The sequence below is a fragment of the Tritonibacter scottomollicae genome (assembly GCF_003003215.1).
GTDB lineage: Bacteria > Pseudomonadota > Alphaproteobacteria > Rhodobacterales > Rhodobacteraceae > Epibacterium > Epibacterium scottomollicae.
In genome coordinates this window covers 433952-460649 of record NZ_PVUF01000001.1, presented here as the reverse complement: position 1 = coordinate 460649, position 26698 = coordinate 433952, and the positions used below count along the sequence as shown (strand labels likewise).

At 59.8% G+C, this 26698-nt stretch carries 17 protein-coding genes, 1 tRNA gene and 5 pseudogenes; 11 read left to right on the top strand and 12 right to left on the bottom strand.

Translation table 11 applies throughout. From position 1 onward, the window contains the following. Window positions 1–82 precede the first annotated feature (82 nt). Window positions 83–3214, top strand: a complete 3132-nt coding sequence (locus tag CLV89_RS02225) for a Hint domain-containing protein (RefSeq protein WP_106161989.1) — start codon at window positions 83–85, stop codon at window positions 3212–3214. A gap of 45 nt (window positions 3215–3259) precedes the next feature. Beyond that, a pseudogene (locus CLV89_RS02220) lies at window positions 3260–3358 on the top strand (IS5/IS1182 family transposase); the annotation flags it as partial. Between the two features lie 53 nt (window positions 3359–3411). On the opposite strand, the pseudogene CLV89_RS02215 reads toward CLV89_RS02220, so the two are convergent. Next, a pseudogene (locus CLV89_RS02215) lies at window positions 3412–3852 on the bottom strand (IS5 family transposase); the annotation flags it as partial. A gap of 62 nt (window positions 3853–3914) precedes the next feature. On the opposite strand from CLV89_RS02215, the pseudogene CLV89_RS02210 reads away from it, so the two are divergent. Continuing rightward, a pseudogene (locus tag CLV89_RS02210) lies at window positions 3915–4875 on the top strand (IS5 family transposase). A 121-nt stretch (window positions 4876–4996) separates the two neighbouring features. Here the strand turns inward: CLV89_RS02210 and CLV89_RS02205 are convergent. After that, window positions 4997–5086, bottom strand: a tRNA-Ser gene (locus tag CLV89_RS02205). A gap of 163 nt (window positions 5087–5249) precedes the next feature. After that, a pseudogene (locus CLV89_RS22840) lies at window positions 5250–5452 on the bottom strand (transposase); the annotation flags it as partial. A 236-nt stretch (window positions 5453–5688) separates the two neighbouring features. Here CLV89_RS22840 and CLV89_RS23200 point away from each other — a divergent pair. Further along, a pseudogene (locus CLV89_RS23200) lies at window positions 5689–5865 on the top strand (IS481 family transposase); the annotation flags it as partial. 140 nt (window positions 5866–6005) lie between these two features. Here the strand turns inward: CLV89_RS23200 and CLV89_RS02195 are convergent. The 6 genes from CLV89_RS02195 to CLV89_RS02170 form a co-directional block, all read right to left on the bottom strand. After that, window positions 6006–6536 (bottom strand): RNA polymerase sigma factor, encoded by a 531-nt coding sequence (locus CLV89_RS02195; RefSeq protein WP_106161988.1) that lies wholly within the window; start codon window positions 6534–6536, stop codon window positions 6006–6008. A gap of 180 nt (window positions 6537–6716) precedes the next feature. Next, window positions 6717–8012 carry a lysine N(6)-hydroxylase/L-ornithine N(5)-oxygenase family protein gene (locus tag CLV89_RS02190; protein WP_106161987.1) on the bottom strand — a complete coding sequence of 432 codons (1296 nt, stop codon included), beginning with the start codon at window positions 8010–8012 and terminating at the stop codon, window positions 6717–6719. Continuing rightward, a complete protein-coding gene (locus tag CLV89_RS02185; RefSeq protein ID WP_133166694.1) occupies window positions 8009–9085 on the bottom strand; it encodes a GNAT family N-acetyltransferase in 1077 nt (358 codons plus the stop codon). Before CLV89_RS02185 ends, CLV89_RS02190 begins: the two co-directional genes overlap by 4 nt. Before the next feature lie 126 nt (window positions 9086–9211). Beyond that, window positions 9212–10090 carry an alpha/beta hydrolase gene (locus tag CLV89_RS02180; protein WP_106161985.1) on the bottom strand — a complete coding sequence of 293 codons (879 nt, stop codon included), beginning with the start codon at window positions 10088–10090 and terminating at the stop codon, window positions 9212–9214. After that, window positions 10087–11274 carry a PLP-dependent transferase gene (locus CLV89_RS02175; protein WP_106161984.1) on the bottom strand — a complete coding sequence of 396 codons (1188 nt, stop codon included), beginning with the start codon at window positions 11272–11274 and terminating at the stop codon, window positions 10087–10089. Before CLV89_RS02175 ends, CLV89_RS02180 begins: the two co-directional genes overlap by 4 nt. Further along, window positions 11271–12620: an MATE family efflux transporter gene (locus tag CLV89_RS02170; protein ID WP_133166693.1), complete on the bottom strand. Its 1350-nt coding sequence runs from the start codon at window positions 12618–12620 to the stop codon at window positions 11271–11273. Before CLV89_RS02170 ends, CLV89_RS02175 begins: the two co-directional genes overlap by 4 nt. Window positions 12621–12794: 174 nt before the next feature. On the opposite strand from CLV89_RS02170, the gene CLV89_RS02165 reads away from it, so the two are divergent. Beyond that, window positions 12795–12992, top strand: a complete 198-nt coding sequence (locus CLV89_RS02165; RefSeq protein ID WP_065334610.1) for an MbtH family NRPS accessory protein — start codon at window positions 12795–12797, stop codon at window positions 12990–12992. Continuing rightward, window positions 12989–16861 (top strand): non-ribosomal peptide synthetase, encoded by a 3873-nt coding sequence (locus tag CLV89_RS02160; protein ID WP_165798077.1) that lies wholly within the window; start codon window positions 12989–12991, stop codon window positions 16859–16861. The genes CLV89_RS02165 and CLV89_RS02160 overlap by 4 nt, the downstream gene beginning before the upstream one ends. A gap of 41 nt (window positions 16862–16902) precedes the next feature. On the opposite strand, the gene CLV89_RS02155 is transcribed toward CLV89_RS02160, so the two are convergent. The 3 genes from CLV89_RS02155 to CLV89_RS02140 form a co-directional block, all read right to left on the bottom strand. Next, window positions 16903–17805, bottom strand: a complete 903-nt coding sequence (locus CLV89_RS02155; RefSeq protein ID WP_106161981.1) for a LysR substrate-binding domain-containing protein — start codon at window positions 17803–17805, stop codon at window positions 16903–16905. A gap of 308 nt (window positions 17806–18113) precedes the next feature. Next, the gene (locus CLV89_RS02145; protein ID WP_106161979.1) at window positions 18114–20249 is read right to left on the bottom strand and encodes a TonB-dependent siderophore receptor; all 2136 of its coding nucleotides are present in this window, start codon (window positions 20247–20249) and stop codon (window positions 18114–18116) included. Window positions 20250–20452: 203 nt separating this feature from the next. Continuing rightward, complete coding sequence (locus CLV89_RS02140) at window positions 20453–21409, bottom strand: ABC transporter substrate-binding protein (RefSeq protein ID WP_106161978.1); 957 nt, start codon at window positions 21407–21409, stop codon at window positions 20453–20455. A gap of 296 nt (window positions 21410–21705) precedes the next feature. Between CLV89_RS02140 and CLV89_RS02135 the strand changes: the two genes are divergently transcribed. The 5 genes from CLV89_RS02135 (at window position 21706) to CLV89_RS02115 (ending at window position 26698) form a co-directional block, all read left to right on the top strand. After that, window positions 21706–22656, top strand: a complete 951-nt coding sequence (locus CLV89_RS02135; protein ID WP_106161977.1) for a FecCD family ABC transporter permease — start codon at window positions 21706–21708, stop codon at window positions 22654–22656. Beyond that, window positions 22653–23609 (top strand): FecCD family ABC transporter permease, encoded by a 957-nt coding sequence (locus CLV89_RS02130; RefSeq protein ID WP_106161976.1) that lies wholly within the window; start codon window positions 22653–22655, stop codon window positions 23607–23609. Before CLV89_RS02135 ends, CLV89_RS02130 begins: the two co-directional genes overlap by 4 nt. 125 nt (window positions 23610–23734) lie before the next feature. After that, a complete protein-coding gene (locus CLV89_RS02125) occupies window positions 23735–24832 on the top strand; it encodes a LacI family DNA-binding transcriptional regulator (RefSeq protein WP_243394910.1) in 1098 nt (365 codons plus the stop codon). A 4-nt stretch (window positions 24833–24836) separates the two neighbouring features. Next, complete coding sequence (locus CLV89_RS02120; RefSeq protein WP_106161975.1) at window positions 24837–25832, top strand: ABC transporter substrate-binding protein; 996 nt, start codon at window positions 24837–24839, stop codon at window positions 25830–25832. A 62-nt stretch (window positions 25833–25894) separates the two neighbouring features. Continuing rightward, window positions 25895–26698 (top strand): ABC transporter permease, encoded by an 804-nt coding sequence (locus CLV89_RS02115; RefSeq protein ID WP_106161974.1) that lies wholly within the window; start codon window positions 25895–25897, stop codon window positions 26696–26698.

Here is a 26698-nt window from a genome sequence, read left to right as displayed (position 1 = left end):
AATATGTTCCCTATCTAGCTGCCTGCAATCTGACCGGAGCGCCACCATGGCGCTGTGGTCTCTGCCATACAAGAGACGCCCGATGACCAAACCCGCCTCCGAAGACCCCATTCAGACCCTGGCAGCAGACTGCGACGCCCTGCAGGATGCAGACCCGGCTTGGCTGACGGAGCTTGAAACCTTCGAGGTGGATGCGTTTGCCCCGTGGGACGAGTTGGTCGAACCGGAAGAAGAGGAAGAAGAGGAAGAAGAGGAAGAAGAGGAAGAAGACGAGGACAACGGGCTTATCGAAAACGTCCTTGTGAACCTTGGCCTCGGCAATGGGAACAGCAACGCCTATGGCCTTGGCAATGGGAACGGCAACGGCAACGGTCTCTACAAGCTGCTTTTTGGCGGAGACTCGGACGACACGCTGAGCGGCACAAACGAAGACGATGCGGTCCTTGCGGGGCGCGGCCACGACCATGTCACCGGTGGCGCCGGCAATGATACGCTGATGGGCGATGAGAGCGGCTCCGAAGGTGCAGATGCCACGCCACTGGTCCTCGACATCAACAACCTGGTGAGCCAGACCTACACCACAAACAGCGCTGGGGTCGGCGATTCCGCCGTTTACCGCGATGTCGCATTTCTCGACGATGGAACATCCGTCTGGGGGCGTGTCGTACTGGTCGGCGCGTCTGACCCGAACATGCAAATTGATCTCTCTGGAGAACGCGGCGCAGAACTCCTCATTGACGGCTACGGATACGGCGACACCGCCGAATTCCGGCTGGAGTTTTTTGATCCGACCACAGGTGAGGCGGTCGCGCTCAACTCTACCGCCACCTTCAATGACCTGGACCAGAACTATTACAACTACGACGTCGAGGCGGTCTCGCTAGACACAGACCAATACAGTGCTTTTGGGACCTCCGATGACAGCAGCCTCAACGTCAGCAACGACGGCACCACAATTCGGGCGGCAGGCACAGAACAGAACAGCCCCGACGATCAGGACGCCTGGTTCTCAGCCGAGTTCGAGGGCCGTTCCTCGATCAACTTCACCCTTGAAGCGCGCAACACGCCTTCGGGGTTCACTCTCTCTGGCGATCTGATCGAAGACGCCGTCTACACCCCCATTGATGGGGGCAACGACACGCTGATGGGCGGACAGGGTTCGGACGTGATCTTTGGTCAGGGCGGCAATGACCTGCTGGATGGCGGCGAAGGCGACGACAGTATCGACGGTGGCGACGGAGACGATGTTCTCTCAGGTGGCATCGGCGCGGACACCCTGATCGGGGGACGCGGTGGCGATACCATGTCCGGTGGCGACGGTGATGATCTGATCGACGGCGGCGAGGGGGACGACAGCCTCTCCACCGGCATCGGCAACGACACGCTTCTGGGCGGCGAGGGCAACGATACCCTGCACAACTCCGCCGGGGACGATAGTCTCGTGGGGGGCGTCGGCGATGACAGCATCGTGGCCACCGAAGGCAACGACACGCTTGAAGGCGACGACGGCAATGACACAATGTATGCTGGCGTCGATGACGACAGCATGGTTGGCGGCACCGGCGATGACAGCATGTTCGGCGAGGAAGGGCATGACACGATGTCCGGCGGCGCAGGATTCGACTACATGGAAGGCGGCGCCGGCAATGACACCATTGATGGTGGCGACAACGACGACACCATCTCGGGCGGTGACGGCGATGACCTGATCTATGGCGGTGCCGGCAACGACAGCCTGACCACCGGCCTCGGCAACGACACCCTCTATGGCGGCGAAGGCGACGATACGCTGCGCAACTCCGCCGGCAACGACAGCCTTGTGGGCGGAAGCGGACATGACAGTATCATCGCCACCGACGGTGATGATACTCTCGAGGGCGGCACCGGAAATGACACCATGTACGGTGGCAATGACGCGGATCTCCTGGTCGGCGGCACCGGTGATGACGAGATGTACGGCGAGGCGGACGCGGACACTTTCCGCATCGAGGACAACTTCGGCAACGACACGATCGTCGGGGGCGAGGCTGGTAACGATCAGGATATAGTCGACCTATCCTATATGACTGGCCCTGTGACGGTGACCTATACGGGCAACGAGACAGGCTTCATCACCGACGGCACTGACACCATCCAGTTTTCCGAGATCGAAGAACTCGTTCTCACCGATCAAGACGATGTGGTGGATGCGCGTAACGACAGCGTAGGCGTTAATATCGACGCGGGTGACGGCAATGATACGCTGCAGGGGGGCAGCGGCGATGACAGCTTTACTGGTGGACTGGGCGACGATCAAATCACTCTCTCCGCTTCGGGCGGCACCGACGCCATCACTGATTTCGATCTCAGCGATGATGACGCGAATGGGTTCTACAACGATCAGCTCGACGTCTCCGAGCTAAGCGGTGGCTCCGGGCAAGGCGGCATGGTCCGGACGTCCGACGTCAGCACGTCCGACGACGGCTTCGGCAATGCACTGCTCACGTTTCCGGACGGCGAACAACTGGTGCTGCAGGGCGTCGCCCCGAACCAGATGACCACCCACGATCAGCTTTTTGCCGCTGGGATTCCCTGCTTCACCCCCGGCGCACGGATCCTGACTGCAAACGGCGAGATTCCAGTCGAGCACATCCGCACCGGTGACATGCTCCAGACCGCCGACAATGGGTTGGTGCCAGTCATCTGGGCCGGCAAGCGCCGATTGACCCGAGCGGAACTGCGTCGCAACCCTCACCTGCGGCCTGTTTTGCTGCGCCCTGGTGGGCGGGCTGGCAATGAACGTCTGATGCGCGTGTCACCACAGCATCGTTTTGTCATCCGCGAGGGCAGCCTGCCCGAACCCATGCCCTTCGTGCGCGCCCGTCTGCTGCAGGAGTTGGATCCAGAACACGTCATGACTGACCGAAACGACGCACCGACCTGCTACATTCACCTGATGACGGAAGCCCATCAAGTGATCTTTGCCGACGGCTGTGCCACCGAAACCTTCTGGCCCGGCCCGGAAGCGCTCCGCAGCCTGAGCAGCGCTGATCGTCGAGAAGTCTTCGACCTGTTTCCGGATCTGCACGCGGCGCTGACCCTGCGGGGCGCGCACGGCCGTGATATCGTGCGAAGCGGTTACGGAGACCTCGCCCGCACTGACCTAAGGCGGCGAGATTTGAAACATCTAATTGCTCCCCCCTTCGCTCCGTCCCCTAGGTTCAGGATGCATTAATTCCCGCCAGAACGTGCGTCACGATTTCAAGAATGGAGCGGCGGCATGAGCAACCTTTTCTGGCTAACCGACGCGCAGATGGCAGGGCTGAAACCTTTCTCTCTAAAGGCTCACGGCAAACCTCACGTCGATGACCGACGCGTGGCGTTGTTGCACAAATCGAGGCCTGACCACAGTTCCCCTTTCCTCGGACGGATTTACCCTACAGCCACTGTGACCGGAATGCCGAGCGCGGTGTACCCGTTGAGCACGGCGATACGAACCTGCAACTCCGCGACCTGGCGGTCGAAGTCACGGGCCATGAGTGATTGGCCAAGCCACTTGATGCAGTTCATCTTTGCCTCGACACGGCTCCGGCGGTGATATCCGCTCCACCGTCTCCAGATTGCGCGGCCCAGATACTTTGATGCGCGCAGGGCTTCGTTTCGTGCAACCGCGCCCGGGCTCGTCGGCTTCCAGGGTTTCGCGTTCTTGCGTGATGGGATGAGCGCGGCGCCACCACGGGCGGCGATTGCTTCGTGACACTTCCGAGTGTCGTAGGCGTCGCCAGCCGTCACGGAGCCAATCTCTTCGCCGGTCGGGATCTGGTTGAGCAGCTCCGGTAGAACAGGTGCATCTCCGATATTGCTACCGGTGACCGGCGTTGTTGCGGAAAACCCTGGGGATTCATCTTGTGAATCCAGCATGCTAGCTGTGCAGCATGAGCAGACCTCCGAAGACGACATACAAGACGACCAACTGGAAGAGCTACAATCAGGCGCTGAGGCAGCGCGGTTCGCTGACCGTCTGGTTCGATCCCTCTATGCAGTGGGAGGCGGTGCCGTCCGGGCGGCGCGGACGCCAGCAGTCCTATAGCGACGCCGCGATCCAGGCCTGCCTGACCCTGAAGGTCCTCCTCGGGCTGCCACTCCGCCAGGCGACAGGGTTCGTTGCGAGCTTGCGGGAACTGTCCGGCCTTGGCTGGTCCGTGCCTGACTTCAGCACCCTGTCGCGTCGCCAAAAAGCCTTGGACGTCACCATCCCGTATCGGGGCTCCAAGGGCGCGCTTCACCTGCTCGTCGACAGTACCGGCATCAAGGTGGAAGGTGAAGGCGAGTGGCACACGCGCAAGCATCCCTCTCACACATGCAAGCATATGTTGCCGGGCAATGGGTGGCTCGCGACGCAGGGTTTGGCGCAAGATCCACCTCGGGATCGATGAGGAAACATTGGAGATCCGGGCGGTCGAGGTCACCTCCAGCAACATCGGCGACGCGCCGATGCTGCCGGACCTGCTTGCCCAGCTCCCGGCGGAGGAGGAGATCGCCACCGTCACCGCCTATGACACCCGCGCTTGCCATGATGCCATCGCGGCCCGCGGCGCGGCGGCGGTCATTCCGCCGAGGCGGACTGCGAGGCCTTGGAAGCCGGACACGGCCGGAGCCCGGGCGCGAAACGGGATCCTGCGTGCATCGAAGCACTTGGGTCGGGCGCTGTGGCGAAACTGGAGCGGATATCACCTCCGCAGCAGGGTGGAGACGAAAATGAACTGCGTGAAGCTGCTCGGCCAGAGGTTAATGTCACGGGACTTCGACCGCCAGGTCGCCGAAGTTCAGATCCGTGCGGCGGTCATGAACCGCTTCACCGTCCTCGGCATCCCTGTCACCTTGGCCCTAGGATAAGTGTGTCCGGGGAAAGGGGAACTCTGGCTGTTAGCTGATTTGTGCAACAGCGCCCATTTGATGGACAAACTGCGGAAAACTTAGGGCATTCCGCAAAATCAGGGACCAGAAACAGGGTTTCTGGCGGAGACGATGGGATTCGAACCCACGAGACCCTTCCGGGCCTACTCCCTTAGCAGGGGAGCGCCTTCGACCACTCGGCCACATCTCCGCTGACGCGTATAGCCAAGAAAACGTAGGTACTACAAGGCGAAAATCCTCAGCTTCTAATTTTTTTGCATGGGCGCCCCACCGAGAAAACGGCACTCAACTGCTTCGGCTTTGCAAACCATTCGGTCGATCTCCTTTCCGGCAAAAGCGCTTCGAATCCCTTTCAGCAGATTTATGGACAGGCAAAACTGGATAGCAGCGCCGAAAACAACGGCGGGTGCCCCGAGCCGTAACGCGACGTGCGCCAGATCATGCCCTCGTCGACCCAGTTCAGCAAAGCCCCCCGCCTACGCACCGACACGTTGCAGCTAGACCTGTTCGTCGTGCGATAGCCGCCGGTGCGAAGGAGTTTGCGTGTGCGGCCCATGTAGCCGCATGAATTCGCGACGTTAAGTCTCAGGCGTCAAAGTTCTGAAACAACGCCCACTGGATCCAATTTTGATCCTTCAAACTCCGCACGACCAGCCCGCCATCCTCTTCTTACTTCAATCTCAGGCTGATCTCCGTGATATGGGTTGCGGTAGGTCGCGTCGACTATCCCCGTCTTCACCTCGGGCTCCTCGGCCGCAAGCCCAAAGAAGGTACTGGCGAAAATGCCCCCTCCACAAGACCGTCCTGCAGGAGTGAGATAAGGTGGCGTTCCGCAAGAAACTCTATGACAGCATCAACACGCTGCAGGCCGATCTAGAGGAATGGCTGTAGCATACCCACCACATGCCCGGTCATCAGGGCAAGATGTGTTGTGGCAAGACGCCAGCCCAGACCATGATCGAGGTGAAATCTGGGGAAAGTTCCCGAACTAAACGCGACCTGCCAAACGCCCAGATGTCAGATCACATCGGAAGCATTGATTTTGATCAGACGCCAATCTGTGCAACACCGTCAAATCATCACGCCGCATATCGGAAACCTGTTTCCCCCTACATCTCGGTACGCGCAATGGCTGCGTTACAAGCCCCCTCAACCTGCTTCACCACACCGTTGATCCTGGCAGGAGATAAACCCAGCTCGGCGGCAATATCCTTCTGCCGCTCGTCCTTTAGACGACAACGCAGGAATATGTCCTGCTTTCGCTCTGATTGAGCGCAGAGCGCCTTTATCACCTCGCAGAGCGTTTGCTTATCCTCCAGATGCACGCGCCCGCAAATCGACGTTATCTCTGCGCAGCCCGTCACTGCCTCATCATCAAAATCCGTTGGCAACTCTCGTTTGTGTTTGCGCAGGTAGTCGATAGAGGCGTTGCGAACCATTTTTGCGATGTAACATTTTAGATTGCTCGGAGCTTGGCTCGGTGGTTTTATCATGCATTTGAGGGCGGTATTTTGAAGCACGTCTTCGGCCGCCTCCCTCTGTTTGACGACCTTCAATGCTTCGCAAAGGTGCAGTTTTCGGCGCGCAACCAGCTCACGAATGAGCAGTTCGCACACCGGGTCTTGGTGCGGGAGAGACATGGCGAATCCTAGGGTCAGATGGCCGAAACAGAACGCGGCCGGCTTTCAGAACGGGCGAAAACTGCCTGAGGTGAAATCATCCCTAGGTTGTATATCGTTCGATACTAGCTCGCGGTTTCCCGGTCAAATGGTTCCTGTTGCGATCAACAGCAGTCAGCCAGATATCGCCATGTCTTATCATCACTCCGCCGCTGTCAAAGCCTTCTGCATCGGCGCGTTGCCAGATATCAGGCGATGCGTAATTTCTTCGGCGCGTCGGGGCAAAATGGACAGCAACGTATCGCTCAGCCCATGGGTTGCCTCGCAGTATCCCTGCAGGAAAAGGCGCGGTTGGAAACCCTCACGCGTCGGCACCTGATAGCTGCGCTCGGCCTCCTCTGCGGTCAGCCACGGCGCTAAGTCCGACAATATCGTGTCATCAAGACGACGCGTGTATCCGGTGGCCAGAATGACAAGATCGTATCGCTGCCGGGACACGTCACCGCGCTGGCTCAGCGTGAGTTCGACTCCATCGTCCACCGCCAGTGCGGAATGAACCTGCGTATTGCGCCACAGTCTATGCGCCTCGGTGCCGCTGACCTCCTGTTCATAAAACACGCCATAGATCTGGTCGATCAGATCACCATCGACCACGGCATAATTGGTGTGGGCGTATTCCGTCAGAAAGGCCTCGCGCACCGCCTTGGGGCGGTTGTACATGTCGCTGGTAAACGCAGAATCGAAAATCTCGTTTACAAAGGGGCTGTCATCCGAGGGCTTCAGAGCCTGACCGCGGAAAATCAGGTCCACATTGGGTTGCGCTGGATCGTTGACCAAGTCCCAGAAAATCTCGGCGCCACTTTGCCCGCTGCCGATCACGGCAATACGCAATGGGTGTTCTGCAGATGCCAGTTTCGGTTTGCCTTGGGTCACATAGGACGAACTGTGCAAAACCGCTGAGTTTCGCCGCAAGTTGGCAAAGGCTTCTGGAATATTAGGTGCGCCACCGATGGCCAGAACCAGATCTTTGGTGCGGCGGCGGCTTTCTCTGCCGCTTGCATCCGTCGTCACGACGTCCAGCAGCTCAACAGTGCCGCTGTTTCCCTGAACAGGCGCAACTGCCTCAACGCGCTGGTCATAGACGCAGACGTCCTGCATCTGGTCCGCCGCCCATGTGAAGTAGTCGTTGAACTCATGGCGACTTGGGAAAAAGGTCTTGCGGTTCACGAACCGCTCAATCCGACCCTTGGCATGGAGGTAGCTGAGGAAAGAGAACGGGCTTGCCGGGTTTCGCAGTGTCACCAAGTCCTTGATGAAGGATACCTGCATGTCGGAATTATCCAACAGCATGCCCGGATGCCAAGCAAACTCAGGCTTGGCCTCAAGGAACAAGGCGTTGAGCGGTGCGGCACATTCCTGCAGTGCAATCGCAAGGGCGAGGTTCGACGGGCCAAACCCAATCCCAATCATGTCGTAGGGCGTGTGGAGATCTGTCATTTCGTATTTCCTCGGGTCAACAGGGCAGAACAGGACAGGCGCAACGGGCGACCGGGGTCTTCTGGATCCGGGCGCGCCCAGAGGCGGGATTTGAAGAAATAGTCACGTTCCAGACGCACAAGCGTCGCGCGCTTATGCGCAAAATCGAAATCTTTCACGCGGGCAAAGCCCGACCGCGTCAGATTACGGATCTGCTGGTGATGGCTCGCTGCAGGCTCTCCGACCAGCGCCTGCGTCCGAGGCTCTGCAAGGAACATGTAGTGCATCAGGGACGGCAACCATGCGGTGATATAGTCAGCGCCACGGGCGTGCTCTTCACCGACCAGAACATGCCAACCGTGATCCCAGGCCCCGGCCTCATAATGGGCACCAATGCGATTTTCGCGCGCCCAATAGAGCTCAAAGTAAAACAGCGGCACCCCGTTCAGGCACCCAAACACCGGCATCATGTGCGGATCATCAGCCATACGCGCCAAGTAGCCTTGGTGTTCCGCCATCGTTCCGGCCTCGTCAAAGAAAGCGGCTATGCGGGTGTCGTTCATCCAGCGGTGAAACAGTGGAAGATCCGCTTCGCGCTCCAATGCGCGCAGGCTGAACACCTGATCGAGCCAAGGGATATACCGGTGATAAAGCGTACCAATAGGCTTTGCCGGGCGCAGCGGATGCGCGCCATGCGGACCCGGCATCATCACCTGCGGGAACACTGTGTGTGGCTCGGGGAGCCAGAGATCGGGCAATTGCCACAAGAGCTCGGGAAAAACGCCAAGAGTGTCGCCATCCAGAACCTGAGCACAGCCGGATTTCAGCAGTTGCGCCTCACGCGCGCTCCAGAGCGCACGGTCCAGAACCACCAGCACCTCTTCGGTGGCGTGATTGCTCAGAGCTTCACAGGCCGCAAGCGTTTCATTGTGGGTTGGCACACCCTCTGAAGCGGGTCTCAGCGCCAGCCGCCCACCGCCCAGATGGGCAACCGGCAGGTTGATCTCTCTGCCATTGCCACGAACCTGAACCACATCGCCGTGTCGTCGGGCGTGGATCGGCAAGGGCTGTGAAGTGAGTGTATCCAGTGACAAATCATCCTCCGTTAGCAATCGCCTGCTCAATCGGGCAGGCTTGCTAAAGGGACGGAGGAAGTCGGCAGAAATTCAGTCACACTTCGCAGAAAAAATCAGATTTACACGTGACCTTTTGCGCAGACGTCAACTCAAGGCAAATACCCGCTGGATCGCGCGGTTCACAGCCACGGGAAGCACCGACATGTGGTTTTCCCCGCCATAGGTCTCGTAGTCTGCGGTTAGGCCCGGATGTTTTGACAGGGTGGCGGCCATCTCTTGTGCGGCGGCAATTGTGCGGGTCTTTGCCTTCTCTTTCAAACGCTCTGCAGCCTCGGGTGCTTGGGTCTGAAAGGGGGCCAGATGGTCGCCCTCCCATTCGCCCGCCGACAAATGCACATAGGCTTGCGCCGCGCCCGCATAAAAGCGAGACAAATGATCCAGCAGGAAACTCTCCTCCCAGGTGATCGCCGGGCTGGCCGCGATCCAGTGGCTAAAGGCCTTGGGGTTCTGAAACAGCAGCCAGAGCGCAAACAGACCACCAAAGGAGTGACCAAATAACCCCTGATGCTCTGGATTGACCCGGACCTTGGCGGCCACGAAAGAACGCACATCCTCCAGCAGGAACCGCGCCATTTCGCCGCCGCCGCCGGTGCGCACCTCCTCACCGTCATCCCAGAAAGGCGGGTAGTTTTGCCCCGGTGGCGGGCCGAGGTCCCAGCTTCGCCGAAAAGGATCATAGGCGTCGTCGGTGGGATAGCCAATCGCCACCAGAACACCCCAGCCGGTGTTGGTTCCCGACGGGTAGCAGGCCTGTGCGCGCATTGCATCGATTGCTGTCGCGATCACCGCATTGCCGTCGGTCATATAGAGAACAGGCCAACCCTCGGTCGGTGCTTGTCCTGCGGCCTCAGGCGGCACCCAGAGGAAGACACGTCGCACCGCGCCGCTTTCGCGATCTGCAAGGTCGTACCATTTTGCCCCGGCCCATGCTTCGCCCTCGGCTAGCGGTTTGATTTCTGTCACCTGCGACCCTCCTCAATGGCGTTCAGCACGTCCTCTACCAAGGCCTCTTGTTGTTCAAGCCCCGCTGCGATGCGCACCGATCCCGCCGGAGTGCCAAATCGCTGGAACACATTGGCCGCACCAGATAGCCCTAATGCAGCCTGCGCCGGGATCACCAAACTCTCTGGCCCACCCCAGCTCACGCCGATTTTCACCACCCGCAAGGCGTTGGTAAATCGCGCGATATCGACGCTGTCATCCAGATCAAAGGCGAAGAGCCCGCCATAGCCTGACAGGCACGCGTTGCCGGGGTTCGCCTCAAAGGCCGGATGACGCACATGAGTCACCGCAGCATCGGCACTCAGAGCGCGCCCCAACGCCAGACCGTTTGCACAATGGCGCGCCATCCGCAGGTGCAAGCTGCGCATACCGCGCAGCACCAACCACGCGTCAAAGGGAGACATTTTACCACCAAGGTAGTGATAAGCCTCATGATTGATCCGGTCCATCAGGGCCTTTGGCCCTGCCACCAGCCCAGCAATGGTGTCGGAATGTCCGGCGAGATATTTGGATGCCGCGTGTACGATGAGGTCGACGCCAAACTCTGCCGGTCGCTGAAACAGCGGTGTCGCCCAGCTGTTGTCGATCACCGAGACCACCCCAAGCCTACGTGCTTCGGCCCCTATGGCGCGCAGATCCTGCGTGGTGAAACTCCATGAGGCGGGGCTTTCCAGATAGATCAGGCTGGCACCGGGCAAGGCTGCCAGAACAGCTTCTGTATCGGTGCCATCCACGTAATCTGTGGTAACACCGAATTTTTTCAGCACGCACTCAAACAGGCGGAAGGCATCAGAATAGAGATTATTGACAGCCACCACCCGGCTGCCCGCCTCTACAAAGGGCAGCACCGCAGATGCAATCGCCGCCATGCCAGAGGCGAAACCACGCGCGGCCTCGACCCCTTCCATGCGGGCGATCAGCGCCTCTAGTTCTGCTACAGTGGGATTGTTACCTCGGGTATAAATGTAGCGATCAGATTGACCTGCAAAGACTGCGGCCATGTCTTCATAGCGATCAAACAGGAATGAGGACGTCTGGAAGATTGGCACTGAACTGGCATCATGGGGCATCGCGGTCTCTGGTCCAATCAAGGGTTCAGTCAAGCGATCCAGATCGCTGAAGTGCTGGATTTCGTGATCTTTCATGCGAGAACTCCGGAGTTTGAGGGGCGTGGCATGCGCCACAGGATCAGCGCCGCACCGACGCCGGTCAAAAGCGTGGCGGCAGCAAGGCTGAGCGCGAGAGCGTCAAAGCCAAATCGCGGAACCAACCAGATGAGCAGCGGCAAAAGCAACCAACCCAGTGGAGCCAGTGCCAATACAGCAGCGAGCCGCACTCTGAGCGTGGCCTGCAACAGCACTTGCGTGGCATGCCGCAGGGCGACGGCAGGCAGCGACATCGACAACAGGCAGACAGCGGGCACGGCAAGTGCTGTGACGGTCTCGTTACCCGTAAAGAGCTGAACGAGAGGTAGAGGTGCCAGCAGCCCTGATATCGCCATCAGCACACCGCCAGAAACGGAGACACCCACGATCCAGAACATCGCGCAGCTCAACCGGAGCAGGTTTCCAGCCCCGGCGGCATGTGACAGCAACGGCTGCGCTCCGAGGCAAAAACCCTCAACCGGAAGGCTCGCCATCAGCCAGAGCCGCAGGGCGATCCCCATCGCCGCCTGCCCTTCTGCCCCCTCAAGCCGACCTGCCATGTGGTACATCACCACAAACGCAAGGCTCGTCAGCAGGACCGACCCCGCCTCTGGCAACCCGACACGCAGCACCGGCCAAAGCCATGCCCGCGCCGCAGGGTTGAGGTTGGGGCGCAGACGCAATGCGCCGCGCTGGCGCGCGAAATACCACACATAGAGCATCAACGTCGCAAGCTGCGCCAGCACCGTGGCAAGGGCTGCGCCCGAAACGCCAAGCCCCGCGGTAAAGATCAAAAGCGGGTCGAGCAGGATATTGAGACCAAAGCACAGACAAAGCGTCAGTAAGCTAAACCGTGCATTCCCCTCGCCTATCGCTATGAAATCACACAGGATTTGCACCATGCCCAAAGCGGCGGAAAACGCCATGATCGAAAGGTAGGCCTGCGCAGGAGCTGCGACGCCCTCTGCTGCGCCAAGCAGATCCGGCAGCACCCCACGCCCGCTCCAAAGGACACCGGCAAGGATCGTCGCAAGAAGCAGACACAGTCCCATTGCCGCAGAGGCCACCTGCCCGGCTTCGGCGCGTGTCCCCGCGCCGAGCGCGCGCGCGACATGGGTGGCACAGCCTACCCCCAACCCGACCCCAAGCGCCGCAGTCACCCCCGCAAGCGGCAGTGCCAGACTGACAGCTGCCAGAGCTTCGGGTCCCAGCTGCCCAACAAAATAAGCATCCACCCCCTGATGGGTCGCGTTGATCGTAAGACCTCCGACTGTTGGCAATGCAATCCGCAACAAGGTGCGCCCCAGTCGCGGGCTGCCAAGGTCAATAGGGCTCAGGTGCGGCATGGGAGCAAAATCCAAATAAATATGGGCATCGGGTCGCGCGGAGCGGGTTTCGTCCCAATAGGACGCAAGAGCGGCCCGAAAATTCACTCTGGCCCGAGAAAATCTCTCCCGAAGGGTGAATTTCACGCGGCGGCTGACGTCTCAGACTCGATACGTTTTTAATGGGAGAGCCCGATGACGCACCCTGACCCCGAACTCTGGATCTGCGTGAAAAACACCGAAGACCGCTGGTCGGTCTGGCCCGCCGCGCTACCGGTGCCTGCAGGTTGGCAGGCACAAGGCGCACCCGAATGTCACGCCGATTGCCTTGCGAGGGTGGAGCAGAACTGGCGGGATCCCCGCCCTGCTGCGCTGAAGGAGGCTATGGCATGACGACGGATACCACCCTCCCCCACACGCATGATGCACTCTCGCACGCGGAGGCGCAGATTTGTGCCCATGATCAAGTGGGGCAACTGGCGCCTTTTGTGATCCAGCGCCTGCGTCTTGCCATTGATCCTCGGTGGAGTGTCGCCGATATCTGCCGCGCTGCGACGGAGATGATTGCGAATAATCCGGTTTTTGCCACCCGTCTGGTCCGCCAGGCCGGGGGTGCCTTTCGGCGCAAGGAAATTGCCTCTCATAAGATCGCGGTGAGCGAAGTCCCAATAGAGGAGTTTGAAACCACCCTTACGAACGCGCGTTTCTCTCTCGACTCGGGGCCGCTGGCCGCCGTTTACGTCGGCAGTGGTGAAACAGGCAGCCTCCTCGGCGTCGCCTTGCATCCGGTTCTGGCGGATCAGGGTGTCCTTAATCAAATTGCTGCCCGTTTTGCGCAGGCCTTAACCCAAGAAAGCACATCTTCTGAAGATCTGCCGAAACCGATCCCCGTATCAACCGAGGCAGAACGCAAGCGCCTCGAACACTGGCGTAAGCTGCTGCAAGACCCCGAAATCCTGAATGTCCGCTTGCCACAGCGTTACAACGGCAAAGAAGGCACCTTCCGCGGCCATACACAGCTTTCGATTGACGCCGAGACCCTCTCCCCGTTTGGGATTGACGCCACCACGGCGGAAACCTCGATAGCCACTGCGCTTGGCATTGTGCTGATGCGCTACAGCGGTCAAAGCCGCCTGCGCTTTGCGCTTGGTGAGACCCGCCCCTTCAGCCAGCGCCGCAGCGAGGATCTCCTGCCGCTTTGTCTTGCGCTAACCCCTTATGCATCATTCCCCTCAGCGCTGCGCCACACGGCAGGCGCTATATCAGAGGCGCGCGCGCGGCCCCTTTCGTCTGCGCAACTGGTACAGGACATGTTGCGCAGGGATGGGGCAGATCGTCATGTCATGGGGGCGGTCACGCTGCATGTCGTGGGTTATCAATCCCTGCCAGAGGGGCTGCGACGCCTTGATCCGCCGCAACCTGCCACACAGGGCGAGTGCCTACTGATTGCGCAACGGCACCAAGACGGCGGTCTTACACTACACGCCAATTACGCTCGTGACCTATTCGAACCCGCGCTTATCGAGCGGCTGCTCACCCATCTGGCGCGGGTTTTGTGCACCGGCCTCAAGGAACCCGAACTCCCGGTGGCGCGCATTCCACTTCTTATGGAGGATGAGCTTGACCATCTCTCTGCGCCTTATGCAGACGACGCGGAGAACGATCCCCGTCCGGTTCATGACCTAATCGCAGAGCACGCGCGCCTGACACCGGAAAAAACCGCGCTGATTTCAGATAGCGAGTCCTGGAGCCATGATCGCCTGAACCGCAGCGCCAATCAATTGGCTCACCACCTCATCGCGCGTGGTGTGCGCGCAGAAATGCCAGTGGCGATTATGGTGGAACGCGGGATCGACGCTGTGATGGCGATCCTTGCCGCGCTGAAGGCGGGTGGAGCCTATATTCCAGTCGAACCAGACCACCCGGAGAGCCGCAATCACCATATTTTGACGGATGCGGGTGTCGCCGTTGTGGTGACCCGTCGCCGCTATCTGAACCGCCTCCCGCAGGGGATCGCGGCGCATGTCTTGTGCCTTGATGATGAACCCGGCGCGGACCAGCCAGAGTATAACCCCGAGGTCCCCATCCACCGCGATCAAATCGCTTACATCATGTATACCTCCGGCTCTACCGGCAAACCGAAGGGGGTCGCGGTGGAACACGGCCCTCTGAGTGACCACCTGCAAGACACCGCTCGTGTCTACGAGATGAGCGCCGAGAGCCGAGAGCTGCCCTTCTTGCCGTTTTCTTCGGACGGTGGTCACGAACGCTGGATGAACCCGCTGATGATGGGTGGTTCAGCGGTGATCCCGCATGGCCCGCTTTGGACGCCTGAGCAAACCTTGGCCGCGATGCGAACCCATGGCTGCAATAATGCCTCGATCCCGACGACATACCTGCAGCAACTGGCCGAATGGGCGCGCGAAACTGGCGAAGCTCCGGATATGCGGCTTTTCTCCTTTGGGGGTGAAGGGCTGGCCCAAAGCACCTTTGAGCTGCTGTCAGATGAACTGCGCGCGCCCCTTCTGATCAATGGCTACGGACCTACCGAGACGATTATGACGCCGATGGTCTGGAAGGTGCGGGCGGGTACTAAATTCGAGGGCGCCTACGCCCCTCTGGGTCGCGCTGTGGGGCACCGCCGCGCCTATGTGCTTGATGCAAACATGATGCCCTGCCCAATCGGTGTCGTGGGTGAGATCCATCTTGGTGGCGAAGGTGTCGCGCGCGGCTATGTAAACCGCCCCGGCACCACCGCAGAGCGTTTCATTCCCGATCCCTTTGCGCCCGATCTGGATGGACGGGAAGCTGCGCGTCTTTACAAATCCGGCGACCTTGGACGCTGGCGTGAGGATGGCACCATCGAGTTTCTGGGCCGCGTCGACCTGCAGGTCAAACTCAACGGGTATCGTATTGAGCCCGGTGAAATAGAGGCCGCATTATTGGACCAGACAGATGTCTCGGAGGCTCTGGTGCTGTTGCGCGAAGATGACGGGCACAAACGTCTCGTTGGCTATGTGGTCGCGCCGCCTCAGGTGCAGGAAGAAGATCTGATGCGGGCGCTGGAAGCGCGACTGCCTCGCCACATGATCCCCGCAGCGATTGTGGTACTGGACCGGATGCCGACCAACGCCAATGCCAAACTCGACCGCACTGCCCTGCCCTTACCCGGAACGCGCCAGAACGCCACCAAAAATGTGGCTCCAGACGGCGAGACCGAGACCGTAATGTTCCGGATCTGGCGCACGCAGATCGGCAATTCAGCGCTTGGCGTCACCGATGACTTTTTTGCGTGTGGTGGCAAATCCCTGATTGCGCTCAAGGTGATTGCCGAAATGCGCAAGCACTGGCCGGCAACGCCGTTGACCATCGCGGATCTGTTTGATGCGCCCACTGTGCGGCAACTGGCCGCGCGGATCGCAACGGGGCGTTCCACAGGACGGCAGGCCATTGCACTGCGCGGCACCGGCCATCGGCCGATGCTTTATTGTTTTCCGGGGCTTTTGGTTTCCACCCGCGAATACATGCGCCTCACCGCTGCATTGGACGCGGATCAGCCTGTCACGGGTTTTCTCTGCCATTCGCTCAACGAGGAAAAGCGCCTCAATGTCTCGGTACCGGAGGTCGTTGCGGACTACGTTGATCACATTCGCCGCGAGAGCAAAGGGCATCCTTGTGCTTTCCTTGGCTGGAGTTGGGGTGGCCTTCTTGCTTGGGAAGCGGCCCGGCAGTTGCACGATGACGTCGATATTCAGATGGTGGGAATGGTGGATGTCTGCGATCTGGGTCGCGATTTTGCGCCGGGCGCAGTGCCAGAGTTCGCTCCCGGCGAACGGGAGCAACTGGAGGTGGACCTGCGGCGCTGGCTGGCTCAGACCCGGATGCGCCCTCAGTGGGATGCGCTGATCGATGCGATGGATGAGCTGTGTTATGCGCAATTCCTGCGCTTTATCGGCAATGAGGCGGACCCTTTACCCGTTGATGGGCCAGAGGTGTCGAGCCGAGAGCACACCTTTTGGGTGCTGATCGACAACGCGTTGGTATTTCGGCGCTATCAGGTGTCGCGCCTGGATGTCCCGGTGCGTTCTTACAGTGCCGGAGACAGTCTGAGCCGTGGCCTCAATCTGGTAGACTGGCGGCGCTACTCCCCGCGTGCGTCAGCAGCCACGGTAGTGCCGGGAACCAACCACCTGCACATTATTGGCGATCAGATGTTCCACGCACAATTCCGCACAGATCTGGATCAAGCATACGATGTGTGATGTCGCTAATTCAGCGGGCCTTAGTCTCTGGGCCCGCTGAATTAAGATTTGCCCCAGAACGCCATCGAACATGCGAGTTCTGCCTCCAACCACACCCGAAATACCTTTACCGCTGGGTTGCGCGCCGCATGGGGGGCGACGGCAAACCAATAGGTGGCCTTTGTGTCGGCGCGATGCGCAAGAGGAGCGGCAACCTGCCCCCGCTCCAGCGCGTCGCACGCCAGAGTTTCCCATGCCATGAACACACCCTGCCCGGTCATCGCCGCATCAAGGCAGAGCGAGGAATCCGCAAACGTTGGTCCGGCAGGGATTTCCTGCTCCGCCAATCCAATGTGCGCAAGCCAAGAGGCCCAGCCATAGAGCCGCGCATCCTCCCGGATCACTGGAAAACGAAACAGATCTTCTGGTGCGCGGATCTGAGCTGCGATCTCAGGCGCGCAAACCGGAAACACCCGCTGCACCAACAGCGGCGTCGCCTCTGCGCCCAGAGGACCGCTTTCGCTGACCCGGATACCGATATCGACGTCAGAGGTATTCAGATCAATCACATCCGCGGTGGGTATAACGCTGAGCCGGATGTGCGGATTGGTGTCATTGAAGCGCCGCAACCGCCAGATCAACCATCGGCTGGCAAAGATCGGTGCCACCGTCAGCGTCAGCGCATCACCCTGCCGGTTTCGCACCTCGCTCAATACGGCAGACAGCTCTGCCATTGCGGCGGACAGCCGGGGGGCGATCCGCGTGCAAATCTCTGTTGGGTGCAGACCCTTTGAGGTCCGGTGAAACAGCACCTGCCCCAAAATCTCTTCCGCCTTACCAAGGCGCTGGCTCAGCGCGCCGGAGGTGACGCCCAGCTCCTCAGCGGCTGCGCGTAGAGTTCCATGACGCGCGATTGCCTCAATGGTGCGTAACGCAGAGAGGGGAATGCTGTTCAGATTATGCATTTAGATAAACTAAACACTTGCCTTCGCGAAGTCGATAGCCATCCATGCCCATCTGAGCCAGAGTGGACCCATGACACAGGTTTCTTTCTTCCGCTTTATGGCCCTCTGGTTGAGATGCAAAACGCACATAAAAACATACCCGAGCAGATCAGTGTATGATCGTGATCCACTGTCGCACCCGGACATCGCTCGGATGACCGAGCGCGAAAAAGCCGACCTACCGTTTTGCTCTGAACGTATCCTTGACAGTTAAACGCAAAAGACCCCCGGTCTTTACACCGGAGGCCGTTGCTTCCGCAGGGCTGGAATTAGAATTTGCGGCTCAGGGCCAGGGTCAGCTCACGCCCTTCGCCACTGATACAACCGTAAGAAACGGTTTCACATGTGGCCGCATAATCCTTGTCAAAGAGATTGGTCACGCCAAGCGACACCCGATAATCATCCCACGCGTAGCTGACAGCGACATCCGCGAGGATGTAGTCATCGACTTTGCGGCTGTTCGCGTTGTCGCCCCAGCTCTCGCCGACATAGCGCACACCACCGCCCAATTTCAGCCCTTCGAGCCCTCCGGCAAAAGCATAGTCCAGCCAGAGCGACGCGAGGTGTTCGGGCACTTTGGCAGCAGTATTGTCCCTGTCGCCATTGTTGGACTCGGTGATCTTCGCATCAATGTACGAATAGCTGAAGATCGCCGCCAATTGCTCAGTCAACTGACCACGCGCCTCCAGTTCCCCCCCCCTATGTCGGACCTCACCGGTCTGCACCTGAAAATTCGAATTGAAGGGGTCGGCTGTCAGAACATTGGTCTTGGTCACGTCAAACACCGCCGCCGACAGCATCAGGTTACGCCCCACCGGCTGATAGCGCAGACCAACCTCGAATTGTTCACTCTCGGTTGGTTTGAAGGCAGTCCCGTCAAAGCTGCTTCCGATGTTTGTCGTGAACCCTTCGGCATAAGAGGCAAACGGCACATAGCCATTGCCGAGATCCCAGGTTGCCCCAAGTGACATGGTCAGCGCATCATCATCCTGCGTACTGGTGGTATTGGTGAGGCGGTTTTCGGTCTCGGTTTCGACCCATGATTTGCGCAGACCCGCTGTCAGGGCAACGCCATTCTCGAACCGTGTGTGGTTTTGCACATAGAGCCCGGTCTGATCTTCGGTGGTCTTGCGGTCGATGTAGTTTCCCGGATCACTGACACCAAAACCATAGCTCGGGTTGGTCACATCAATCAGGTAGCCAGCGCCGAAACCTTGGGTGCCATCCACAATCTGACGGGTATAATCGAGCCCCGCGACCAGAGTGTTTTCGGCGGCACCCAAAGTCGCGCGATATTCGACCTGCGTGTCCACTGCAAAGGTCGATGCGTCCTCAAACACAGTGAAATCGTAAAACTGCATCTGAGTGGCGCTGGCCATACCGCTATAATAGAGGTGGCGATAAGTTGTATCCTGCTCGCTGTAGCGCAGGTTTTGGCGCAGGGTAAGTTGGCTGTTCACCTCATGGCGCGCCTGATAGCCGATGGACCAGCCTTCGGTATCAAGCTGATTGAAGTCGTGCTGACTGTCGGCAAAGCTCTGCGGCAAAGCACCAAAGCTCGCATCATAGTCTTCGCCTGCGACAGGCAGGAACATATTTGGTGCAAGGTTATCTTCCTGATAGTGACCGAGGAACGTCACTTCGGTGCGATCGGTCGGCGCCCACGTCACACCAAATGCACCAAGAAAACGGTCATCCTGTGCGTTCTTCACCTCATTGCCGCCATTGCGCATGAGCCCCGTCAAGCGCCAGGCAAGGGTCCTTGCGGCATTGCTATCGCCCAGATCAATCGCTGCCTGTGCAGTGTCATGAGAGCCATATTGCAAGCGCCCTTCAGCGAATGTTTCAAACCGCGGACGTTTGCTGACGATATTGACCATCCCGCCAGCCTCGCCCGGGCCATACATGACACCGGTCGGACCACGCAGCACATCGATGCGTTCCACCATCCACGGGTCGGTTTTGAAACCAGAAAAGTTGATACTCTTCTGGATCAGCCCGTCGCGGTAGATCCCCTTCGACCCGGTGTCAAAACCACGGATGGTGAATTGATCGTATCGATCATCCACCCCCCAATTGGAGGCACTGACACCCGGTGTATAGGCCAGCGCATCCTCAATCTGCACGGGCGCACGATCGGCGATTTCCTGTGCGGTGACCACGGAGACCGAACGCGGAACCTCAACGAGTGGCACCCCACCCTTGAAACCTGCGGTGGTTTCTTCCGCTGTATATCCGGTACCACCCGACAGTGGCGACGCCTCATCAGCGCGCGTCACCACGATAGGGTCCAGTACAATTGTCGTGTCCTGCGCAAACGCTGCGCTGCTCAACAAAGTGGTGCCCATAAACAGCACCAGTTTGGAAACGCGCGGGCGGGCGCGGGTGATAGAATTATTGGTCATTTCGATCCAGTCTCAATCAAGCCGACTGGGTGTCTCCACGACAAGGTCGCAAGAGTGGGAGAATACCGGGCCAGTGGCAGTTGCATTTCAGGGCACGCATGCCCTCAGGACTGCCTTGGTGGGATATCGCTTCCACGCCTCGGTTGAGCCGGTGCTATTGCACTATCCCTATGCGGTCAACGCATCTCATGACGTCGACGGGACTATTCTGTCGCTTCAGTGTTTGGATTGCCATCTGTCGCAGCCACCAATGCCGGGACCAGTTGATCCAGCGCCCATTCTATCGACAATGGCGACTGAAAGCTGAGCGCGCCGGTCAGCGTTTCCTCTGCCCAAATAGACCGCCCTTCCCGCGTGATCCTTAATGCGTCATAACCCGGCAGGCGCTCAATCTTCGCACGCGCAGGTTCATCCGTCAGCCAAAGCACAACGTCGAGATCAAAGAGATCGATTCGCTCTGGGCTGACTGTAAAATTGCCCCCCGGCCCGGCCATTTGGTCAAAGGTGGCGGGGGTCTCCACTCCGAGACGGTGCAGCAAACGATTGCCGCCATCCTCAGATCGATACCCCACGATCTGCCCCCCGGCAAAATGGGCAACCGTGCCGCTCAGCCCTTGCAGCTGCGGATGTTGTGCCGCAATTGCCGATATACGTTGATCCAGATCGGCTATGATCTTTTCTGCGGTCGACACTTTCCCCGTCGCCGCCGCAATCGATCGCAGCTCCTCCTCCCAAGGCGCCCCCCACATCGGGAAATTTGCGGGCGGCCCCACCACTGGCGCAATACGCGACAACATTGCGTAGGTGCGCTCATCCAGTGGTGCAAATGTTGCGACAATCAAATCCGGTTGCTGCAACAAGACCCACTCAAGGTCGATCTCAAACCCCCTCTGCACCTCCGGCGTAGCGGCGAGCTCAGACCGGGCAGGCTCTGCCCAAGGCCATGTCGCATAAGCGTGCCCGCCAAACCACTCATGCACGCCAACCGGCGCAACCCCCAGTGCATAAAGGAAATCCTGCTCATGATACCCAACGGAAACCACGCGTTGAGGCGCGGCCTGCACAACCGTCTCGCCATAGGCGTGTTCGATCCGAACCGGGAAATCTGCAGCCTGAGCAGAGGCCGCGAGCGATAAAAATAGGAAGATAAAGATCCGCATAGCCGTTCCCAATGAAGCATCAAGCAGACCTGGCGATGCGCAGTCTCGCGCTGGCTGGGAACGGGTAACGGCTACGTGGCGACACAGCACGGGTCAAGCCCTGCCCAGCCAAACCTGCGCTGCCATCTTGCTTGACCGCACCACACCTTTGGTTCACTCAGGCGCGGCCAGCTTTCGCCAGCTTCCCTCTCAAGAATTGTCAGACAGGTTCTCTGGTATTGCGCGGCTCAGTCTCTCGCTCCAAAATCGCGATCCCTCTTCAAGGCAGTCTTTGCCTTACGGCCCTCGGGCTGGGGATGATCGCATCCCTGAGCTTTGGTGCAAGAGATGTACCAGCCGCCGTGGTCTGGCATGCTCTAATTCACTTCGACGCCTCTGATCCACTGCATGCGTTGGTGCGTGGCCTACGACTACAACGTGCCCTCACCGCTGCTGCCTGTGGTGCTGCCCTCGCCATTGCGGGTGTGCTGATGCAAAGCCTCACGCGCAATCCACTGGCAGATCCAGGGCTGATGGGGGTCAATGCTGGCGCTGCTCTCTCTGTGGTATTGTTGACATGGAGCCTTGGACCGCAACCCACAACAATCCTGACACTGACCGCCAGCTTCGGCGCGGGGATTGCCGCGCTCACAGTATGGTTGCTGGCGGGTGGCACAAAATCGACGGTTGGTAATGGCCTCTCAATCCGGCTCCCCCTTGCGGGTACTGCAATCAGCAGCCTGTGTCTGTCTCTGGTTGCAGCCATTGTCCTCCTGCAAACCGAAAGTCGCGAACTTTATCGGTTTTGGATGGTGGGAGCGCTTGGGCAAACTGATTTTGAGACCCTAACTTTTGTTTTACCATTCCTTTTGTGTGGCATTGGACTGGCAGCTCTCTCCTGCCGAGGTCTGAACGCAATGGCGCTTGGGGGGGATATTGCATCCGGTCTTGGGGTGCATCCCGCATTGGTCGCAACCCTCGCCCTTATTTCAATAACGCTTCTGTCGGGGGGCGCCGTTGCCTTGGCTGGGCCTATCGGTTTTGTCGGCCTCGTCATCCCGCATATCGCGCGCGCAATCTCCGGAGCCAGTCTTGGCACCACCCTCGCGTTTGCCGGTCCGATGGGGGCTATACTTGTGCTGGCGTGTGACACAATTGGCCGCGTCGCTGCGCGCCCCTCGGAAGTTCCGATAGGACTGGTTCTGGCCGTGATCGGCGGCCCCGCATTTATGGTCCTGCTTTCGAAAATTCTGGGGAAACGGACATGAAAACCGCACTTGGCATCGCCGCCCTGTTTGGCCTGTTCATGCTCGCGCTCTCCGCAGGGCGACTTTGGCTTTCGCCCGATCAGCTTCTGGTGAGCCTACGCGCCGGACCTGAGGAAGATGTGTTGCTGTGGCATTTGCGAATGCCGCGCGCCCTCGCGGGGCTTTTTATAGGCGCGGGCCTGGGCTTAGCGGGCGCGGTGTTTCAGTCATTGCTGCGCAATTCGCTTGCTTCGCCCGACATCATCGGGGTTTCTCAGGGGGCTGCGCTGGGTGGGGTGGCAGCCCAACTTGCCGGTGTGGTCACAATGCTGGGTGCGCTGAGCGGAGGTGTGTTGGCCACGGCTTTGATTTTTGTGCTGTCGCTTTCTCGTAGGGCCGGCCTCGATCCGCGCCGGTTGATCCTCTACGGGATTGGAGTTGGTATCACCTGCTCCGCCGCTCTCAGCATCCTGTTGATCCGGGCTGGCGACGCGGCAGCAGCACAGGCTATGGCATGGCTCGCAGGGTCCCTTAACGCTATGGGCTGGCAAGAGGTTCAGATTGCCGCTCTCTCACTTGCGGTAGGCGCGCTCGTCTTACTGCCCGCGTCCCACTCCCTTGACCGCTTGGAATTCGGTGATGACCCGGCGCGTGGCTGGGGTCTTGCAATCCACCGATTGCGCCCCCTCCTTTTATTGAGCGCGGCTCTTCTCGCTTCGGCTATGGTAGCGTTGGCCGGTACTTTTAGCTTTGTCGCGTTTGTATCAGGCCCACTTGCGCGAAAAATAGGGCGGGGACAGGTCAACTTGGTCGCAGCAGCAGCTTGCGGTGCTGGATTGGTCACGCTCGCCGATATAGCGACACGCATATTCGCCCCCTCCGCCCTAATGCCCGCTGGCATTTACACCTCTTTGATCGGCGCCCCTTTGCTGGTGCTGATCCTCCACCAAAAAGTTACTCGCGACCAAATCTGATCAGCGCGCAGGTGACGTTTCCGGCGATCTTGGCCACTGGGTGAGGTGGTTCGGTGTCCAAACTTCGCTGTCATACTCTTGTGACGAATGTCCTTTAGCAGACGTGTGGAAACGTTTTCACACGGATGACGCACGTGAGCTCAAGGCAGAAGATCACCATCAAGGACGTCGCGCGGAAGGCCGACTGCGGCATTGCGACGGCGAGCCGGGTGCTGAACCGATCCGGGCCCACCAGCGCCGAGGCACGCCGACGGGTCGAGGAGGCAGCGCGCGAACTGGGGTTTTCCTTCAGCGCAATCGGGCGTGCGTTGCAGAGCAGTCGCAGCATGACCATCGGCTGCCTTGTGCCTTCGTTGGCCAACCCGGTCTTTGCCGAAGCCGTCCAGGGCGTGCAGGAGGCTCTGAGCAAGACCGGCTACCAGCTTTTAATCGCAAGCTCGAACTACGACGGTGAGGCAGATTGTGCGGCCATTTCGACCCTTCTGGACAAAGGCGTCGAGGGTCTGGTGCTGACTATGGTCGCACCCGAGCGCAGCGCCGCGCTCGACCGGGCGCGTGCGCGTGGCATCCCGCTGTCGCTGATGTTCCACGACCCGATTGATGGCCTGCCCACCGCCCATGTCGACAATTTCGAAGCTGCGCGCGAGGTGGCCCGCCGCTTTGCCGATCTGGGTCACAGGCGCACGGCCTTTCTGGCGTTGAGGTTCTCCAGTTCGGACCGGTCGCGCAACCGCTATACGGGGTTTTGCGACGCTTGCCGGGCGTGCGGTCTGCCAGACCCCGCGCTGATCGAGCTGAGCGAGGCAGAGGCCAACACACCCGAACTGCTGGCCACTCTCCTTGGGAAGTTGGACGGGCTGACCGCGATCTTTGCCTCGAACGACTTCTTGGCCATCGCCGTGCAGAAGGCCGTGCGCCTGCGAGGCAAGAAGGTGCCGCAGGATTTGTCGGTTGTCGGGTTCGACGGGATCGAGATCGGGCGGCTGCTTGATGTGCCCCTCGCCACGATCGAAACCGCGCCGGACGCAATTGGCCGTCAGGCCGCGCAGACCCTTCTGGACCTGATCCAAGGCAAGGACTGCGCACAGCAGCCGCCCTTGCCCTTCAATTTCCGTGCGGGCGCTACGCTTGCGCCGCCCCGCCCGGAATTCCGCGACGACGACCAGGGTGCCACCTGGCCGCCGTCAGTTCACTCGCTCGAGACCGATCTCAAACAAGGATGAACCCATGAAACATACTGTATTGACCGCGCTTTTCGCAACCGCCATCGCCGCGCCGGTGCTGGCCGAGGATGCCATCTGCTACAACTGCCCGCCGCAGTGGGCCGACTGGGCCTCGATGCTTGAAGCCATCGACGACAAGCTCGACATCCAGATGCCGCATGACAACAAGAACTCGGGCCAGACCCTGAGCCAGCTTCTGGCTGAACGCGCCGCACCAGTGGCCGACGTAGCCTATTACGGCGTCACGACCGGCATCAAGGCAGGCACAGAAGGGGTCGTTCAGCCCTACAAGCCCGAAGGCTTCGAAGACATTCCCGAAGGCCTGAAAGACCCAGAGGGCAACTGGTTCGCCATTCACTACGGTACGCTGGGGATGTTCGTGAACGTCGACGCGCTGGCCGGTGCGCCCGTCCCGCAGTGCTGGGCCGACCTGACCAAGCCTGAATATCGTGGCATGGTAGGATACCTTGACCCGTCATCGGCCTTCGTCGGCTATGCCGGTGCAGTGGCGGTGAACCTCGCCAATGGCGGCGACCTGGGCAATTTCGACCCGGCCATCGCGTACTTCAACACCCTGGCCGAGAACGATCCGATCGTGCCCAAGCAGACATCCTATGCACGTGTGGTGTCGGGCGAAATCCCTATCCTGTTCGACTACGATTTCAACGCCTATCGCGGAAAGTATGAAGAGGACGGGAACTTCGAATTCGTGCTGCCCTGCGAAGGCTCGGTCCGCGTGCCTTATGTCATGAGCCTCGTCGCCGACGCGCCCAACCCGGATGCCGGCAAGCGCGTTCTGGATTTCATTCTGTCGGATGAGGGCCAGGCGATCTGGACCAACGCCTATCTTCAGCCTGCTCGCCCGGTCGAGCTGCCCGCAGAAGTGGCCGAGAAGTTCCTGCCGGCCTCCGACTACGAACGCGCCGTCGCGGTGGATTACGCCGAAATGGAGCGCGCACAGGCCGCCTTTGGCGAACGTTACCTGAACGAAGTCAAGTAACGGCACTCAGCCAGCCGAGCAGGGGTCTTTCCCTGCTCGGCCCCATTCAAATCGGACCATTCATGACACAGCGACACTTCATATCGCTTTGCCTGCTGCCCTTGGCGATCTTTACCCTGGCCTTTCTGGCGATCCCGCTTGGGCGGTTGATCCTGGCGTCAGGCGAAAGCGAGGCAGGCTGGGGGATCTACCTGCAAATCCTGCAAACCCCGCGCTACCTGTCGACGCTGGGCCAGACTGTCGTCGTCTCGCTCGCCGTTACGGTCGCGGCTCTGGCGATTTCGACCACGGCAGGGCTTTACCTGGTGCGCAACCACTTTCCTGGGCGCAACGTGCTGTTGTCGATCCTGACCTTGCCGCTGGCCTTTCCAGGCGTCGTGGTGGGCTTCATGATCATCCTGCTGGGCGGGCGCCAAGGCCTGGTGAACCAACTGTTGCCCGGGTACTGGGTCTTTGCCTATTCGATCATAGGGCTGTTCCTGGGCTATCTGTATTTCTCGATCCCGCGGGTGTTGCTGACTGTCATGGCCGCGGCGGAAAAGATCGACCCCGCGCTGGAAGAGGCCGCGCGCACGCTTGGGGCGTCGCCTTGGCGGATCGTGACGGATGTGCTGCTGCCCGCGCTCGCGCCCGCGCTGATCGCTGCCGGGGCCATCGCCTTTGCGACCGCCATGGGGGCTTTTGGCACCGCCTTTACGCTGGCCACCGACATCGACGTGCTGCCGATGGTGATCTACACCGAATTCACCCTGTCGGCGAACATCGCCATGGCCTCGGCTCTGTCGGTCGTTCTGGGGCTGGTGACCTGGGCGATGCTGTTGATCGCGCGCAGCTTCTCTGGCGGCGCCGTCGCGGCGGGGGGCTGA

Coding starts and splice junctions, on each gene's coding strand:
- CLV89_RS02140 (WP_106161978.1), bottom strand. CDS start 21,409: ATGCGGATCTTTATCTTCCTATTTTTATCGCTCGCGGCCTCTGCTCAG.
- CLV89_RS02115 (WP_106161974.1), top strand. CDS start 25,895: ATGACACAGCGACACTTCATATCGCTTTGCCTGCTGCCCTTGGCGATC.
- CLV89_RS02130 (WP_106161976.1), top strand. CDS start 22,653: ATGAAAACCGCACTTGGCATCGCCGCCCTGTTTGGCCTGTTCATGCTC.
- CLV89_RS02120 (WP_106161975.1), top strand. CDS start 24,837: ATGAAACATACTGTATTGACCGCGCTTTTCGCAACCGCCATCGCCGCG.
- CLV89_RS02175 (WP_106161984.1), bottom strand. CDS start 11,274: ATGAAAGATCACGAAATCCAGCACTTCAGCGATCTGGATCGCTTGACT.
- CLV89_RS02160 (WP_165798077.1), top strand. CDS start 12,989: ATGACGACGGATACCACCCTCCCCCACACGCATGATGCACTCTCGCAC.
- CLV89_RS02145 (WP_106161979.1), bottom strand. CDS start 20,249: ATGACCAATAATTCTATCACCCGCGCCCGCCCGCGCGTTTCCAAACTG.
- CLV89_RS02165 (WP_065334610.1), top strand. CDS start 12,795: ATGACGCACCCTGACCCCGAACTCTGGATCTGCGTGAAAAACACCGAA.
- CLV89_RS02195 (WP_106161988.1), bottom strand. CDS start 6,536: ATGTCTCTCCCGCACCAAGACCCGGTGTGCGAACTGCTCATTCGTGAG.
- CLV89_RS02135 (WP_106161977.1), top strand. CDS start 21,706: ATGATCGCATCCCTGAGCTTTGGTGCAAGAGATGTACCAGCCGCCGTG.
- CLV89_RS02190 (WP_106161987.1), bottom strand. CDS start 8,012: ATGACAGATCTCCACACGCCCTACGACATGATTGGGATTGGGTTTGGC.
- CLV89_RS02170 (WP_133166693.1), bottom strand. CDS start 12,620: ATGCCGCACCTGAGCCCTATTGACCTTGGCAGCCCGCGACTGGGGCGC.
- CLV89_RS02125 (WP_243394910.1), top strand. CDS start 23,735: ATGACGCACGTGAGCTCAAGGCAGAAGATCACCATCAAGGACGTCGCG.
- CLV89_RS02225 (WP_106161989.1), top strand. CDS start 83: ATGACCAAACCCGCCTCCGAAGACCCCATTCAGACCCTGGCAGCAGAC.
- CLV89_RS02155 (WP_106161981.1), bottom strand. CDS start 17,805: ATGCATAATCTGAACAGCATTCCCCTCTCTGCGTTACGCACCATTGAG.